Below are 4,414 nucleotides of genomic sequence, written 5' to 3'. Positions count from 1 at the left end.
TAACAGAGCAATCCCCTTTCAAAGATCAGACTATCGAAAGTTCAAATAAGTTTATCTTTTCATGGGCTCAAATTTTTGAATTTTCTAGGGGATTAATACAAGAATTTGAGCACCTTAAAAGCATAATGAATGCCAATGAATTAGAATTTAAGTTTGAAATTGAAAAATACCATCGCATAATTACTGAAATCAGAGAAAGACAGACAAACGATAATGATTCTTAAGCAAATCGAAGAAGTCACAATACATCGCCTAACATAATATTCACGCTGCGGACTTTCGTCCTGGGTCCGACATACGTCGGACACCCGGCATAGGCCGGGTCGTGAATACGGAAACGTTAGATGAAATGACAAGAGGGATGATGAAGAACCATGAATATCAATATTAGCAAAGCAATGAAAAACGAAAAGGATCTTTTTAAGAACCTTTTACAATTATATATGTATGACTTTACTGAATTTACGGATGTCGATATCAATGTAGATGGCTTATACAATATATTTTCAGATTTTGATTCTTATTGGATAGATCAAAAAGAAAATCAACCTTATATTGTTCGGGTGAATGATGCCATTGCTGGATTTGTATTGATCAAAGAAGTAAAAAATGAAATACGAAAATATAATTACCTAGCACATTTTTTTATTATGCGAAAATATCGAAGACAAGGTATAGGGAAGGAAGTAGCAATAAAGCTTTTTAATTCACTACAGGGTGAATGGGAACTCAATCAATTAGAACGTAATAAACCCGCCCAGAAATTCTGGACAAAGATTATTAATGAATATACCAATGGAAATTATAAAGAGAAATTTGAAAACGGAAGAAAATATCAAACATTTTTTAGCAAGTAATTTGAAGAGGCTTGTCACTTCAACTAACAAAATATTCTCGCATCGGGCATTCGCCCTCGGTCCGGCCGGAGTAAGTAGTCGATTCGGAGAGGGATTTCAGCAGCGGGGAAGTAGAATCAACCGGACACATCCCACCACCTAACCGCATCGCGACCGCCCTTTGGGCTTAAGGTGGTATGACGTCGTGAATACAAGAACGTTATGTGACATTCAGCAACACATTTTAAAACAACATCGAAGTGAGATGAATAAATGACAAAAAATCGATGGGAAGAAATAAATGATCAAAACGATATTGATCAATTAATGAGATTGTTTGGTGGGTTTCACGATTCATGTATTAAAGAGCTTTATATGTGGACAGATCATTATGTTAATAAGGATCTTTCTATGTCGGTATCAGCAAAACGTGATCATAGAGTTAGACTATTCATTCAAAGACAAAACACAGATCCAACAGCGATTGAATTTATATTTGATGAATTGGTTCAATTATGTGTGAATCCGAGTCCAGAGAATTACGATTCGATTATATACGGGGCGACTTTTTTTCATAGGGATGGTTTATTTTACTGGGCCAATGATAGTGAATGGAATCCAGATGAACCCTATAAATTCTCTAACGTAAACTGGATTTGCTCCAAGAAAGTGAAATGGAGAGAGGTAAGTGATTGGACTGGAAAGACATTAAGATACGGGCCAAGAGATGATTTTGAATGAGAACTCGAAGAAGGACTGAGCATCACATAACATAATATTCACGCTGCGGGCATTCGCCCTTGGTCCGGCATACGCCAGACACTCGACATGCGTCGAGTCGTGAATACAGGAACGTTATATGACATCTTGCAGCCCAACTATTAAGGATTAAAACAGATTGTATGATCAAATATAGATATATTGATGATAAGAAATGAAAAATTCAATGGATAAGGTGGGGCAGCGATGAAAAGAAATTTTCTTTTTGTTAATACGATTATATCTGAGCTTAATAGTACAAAAAATGAATTTGTTAAAATTAAAGAGGAATTAAATTCAGGACTTAGCGATATATTGCTAAAAGGATTATTTACATACCAAGTTTCCAAATTTGAGACAACCTTGAATGAAATTATTAAAATGTTTTTGAATGCATTTCCTGAGAAGATCCCAGAGAAAAGTTTTAAACCTACAAAAGAAAAAGTTATCGAGAATCCAGAATCTTTAATATCTTCTGTTGTTGATAGTTATATAAATGAGCTTTCGTATAAAAATCTCCATGAATATTTAAAGGTTTTTATTGATATAACAAGTATTGAAGAAAATACGGATGAAATTATTGATAAGTTAATAGAGATGAAAGAAACAAGGAATTTATTAGTTCATAATGACTTGAAGGTTAATGAAATATATCTTGCAAAGTGTAAGAATTATAAAAGAGCTTCTGACAGGGATATAAATAAGTATATTGATTTTGATGAAGAATATATCAAAGAATGTCTTAACCTTTGTGTTGATTTCATGGATTTTTATTTATTAACTAAACTTCAAATGAAGTATAAAGATTATACGAAGATAAAAGCTATGAAGGAAATATGGGATTATCTTTTTGATACACCTATTCTTAAATTTGATGATTTTTGGGAACATGATGGAACATATCTAAGTTATTTTAAAATGGATGAGGAAACGTTGAAGGCAAAGATAACAATGTGTTCTACAACTGAAAAGATGAGTTTGTTCTATTTATTAATACAATACAATGACTCATTAGTAGAAGCGTATTTAGAAAAATATCAATATAGATTATTGTCTCTTGGAAATCTACACGGAAAAAGAAAAGAGGATCACATATATTTACAAGCGATTTTGACCAAATATCCTAGATTGTTTCAGCAAGACATCAGACATCATATAACATAATATTCACGCTGCGGGCATACGCCCTTGATCCGGCAGTCGCCGGATACTCGACAGTCGTCGAGTCGTGAATACGGGAACGTTATATGAAACTACTTGAATGCTATAAAAAGGAATAGAGAGGACATTTTATGAAGATTAAAAACAAAAGTGTAATAAGTGATAAATATTTGGAATTAATAGATAAGATTTATAAAGAAGATAAATCGTTAAGTTTGGATGATACAATTAATACCTTCAAAAAGGTGGAAGACCATTTTGACAAGTATAGTATTGAAGAATTACTTTATTTGAAATCAGAATTGAACGGAATATTAGAAGATTTAAAGCAAGTAGCTATAATAACAGGCTTTATGTCATTAGTATTTTCTATAATATTACTTTTTATTAATTCTTCTGTTGAATTCATGTCTTCAAATTTTCCTGAAAAAAATATTATGTTATTAAATTGGATTAAATACATAATTATTTTAGTAGTATGTCTAACTATACTTATTTCCTTTGGTAAGATACTTATGCGTTATAGCGTTAGATATAGAAGACTAAATATAGTTAATAATATACTTAATAACTATATTGAAAAATACAAAAAAGAGAAAGAATAAATGTATCCTAGATAAAGAAAATAGCATCTTATAACACAATATTCACGCTGCGGACATTCGTCCTTGGTCCGGCATTCGCCGGACACCTAGCATACGCCAGGTCGTGAATACAAGAACGTTAGGCTACATTGCTATTAATACTCATAAAGACAGGAGTGAAACGATGGAGATCTATGAACTAATATTTGTTCAGTTAGTAAGTAAATTTGAAGAGATAAGAGATACCATGAAGAAGGGAATAGACCAATTAGGTGATGATGAATTAAATTATCGACCTAATTATGAGAGTAATACAATCGTAAATTTGGTTGTTCATATTGAAGGGAATATATATCAAAGGATTGGAACAGGTATACATGGACACGAAGATATAAGATCTAGGGATAATGAATTTAGCAGAGAATTGTATGTTTCAAAGGATGAATTGATAAATAGAATAGATAAATCGTTCAAGCTTTTGATTGAAAGCGTAAAAGAATTACAAAATGAAGATCTATTAAGAACGATAGAAGTACGAGGGAAAGCAAAAACAATATATGAAATACTACAACAGTGTGCAAGTCATTATTCTGAACACCTTGGTCAAATTCTTTACTTAGCGAAGATATGTTTAGGATCATCGTATAATACGACCTCAATTTATAAAAAGACATTTTAAATAAAGGGTTGATGATGGAACCAGGATTGCGAGCGTATTCAAAGATGCTAGCAACATTGCCTAACACCGTATTCACGCATCGGGCCATTCGGCCCTCGGTCCGGCCGAGGTATTTCGGGGAAGCGGGAGCAGCCGGACAACCCTGCACTGGCTAAGTCTGACGACCCGCGCATTCGCGCTTAAGCCAGTGAGGGTTCGTGAATACAGGAACGTTAGGCGAAATATTGCGCTGATTTATAAAGATTGTAAGAATCAGAGGTGAACTATGGAGATCCACTCAAAGAAAGATGAAAAGTTTAAATTTGATAAATTGTCTACAAATATGAAAATAGAGCCTAGAAAAGTATATAAGAATATAACAAGAGAACAAGAGTGAAAGGTCGAATGGTTCCTAT

At 33.3% G+C, this 4,414-nt stretch carries 5 protein-coding genes and 1 pseudogene; all 6 read left to right on the top strand.

The genetic code is table 11. From position 1 onward, the window contains the following. A pseudogene (locus AB4Z30_RS29735) lies at positions 1 to 224 on the top strand (hypothetical protein); the annotation flags it as partial. Positions 225 to 374: 150 nt separating this feature from the next. After that, complete coding sequence (locus AB4Z30_RS29730; RefSeq protein ID WP_441931206.1) at positions 375 to 857, top strand: GNAT family N-acetyltransferase; 483 nt, start codon at positions 375 to 377, stop codon at positions 855 to 857. A gap of 252 nt (positions 858 to 1,109) precedes the next feature. Beyond that, a complete protein-coding gene (locus AB4Z30_RS29725; RefSeq protein ID WP_441931205.1) occupies positions 1,110 to 1,577 on the top strand; it encodes a hypothetical protein in 468 nt (155 codons plus the stop codon). Between the two features lie 225 nt (positions 1,578 to 1,802). Beyond that, positions 1,803 to 2,759: a hypothetical protein gene (locus AB4Z30_RS29720; protein ID WP_441931204.1), complete on the top strand. Its 957-nt coding sequence runs from the start codon at positions 1,803 to 1,805 to the stop codon at positions 2,757 to 2,759. 128 nt (positions 2,760 to 2,887) lie between these two features. Beyond that, complete coding sequence (locus tag AB4Z30_RS29715) at positions 2,888 to 3,361, top strand: hypothetical protein (RefSeq protein WP_441931203.1); 474 nt, start codon at positions 2,888 to 2,890, stop codon at positions 3,359 to 3,361. Between the two features lie 163 nt (positions 3,362 to 3,524). Continuing rightward, positions 3,525 to 4,019, top strand: a complete 495-nt coding sequence (locus tag AB4Z30_RS29710; protein WP_441931202.1) for a DinB family protein — start codon at positions 3,525 to 3,527, stop codon at positions 4,017 to 4,019. The last annotated feature ends 395 nt before the right edge of the window (positions 4,020 to 4,414 follow it).

It is taken from the genome of Paenibacillus sp. 2TAF8 (assembly GCF_052114825.1).
Lineage (GTDB): Bacteria > Bacillota > Bacilli > Paenibacillales > Paenibacillaceae > Paenibacillus.
The sequence above is the reverse complement of the archived record's forward strand: the minus strand, read 5'-3'. Positions and strand labels throughout refer to the sequence as shown.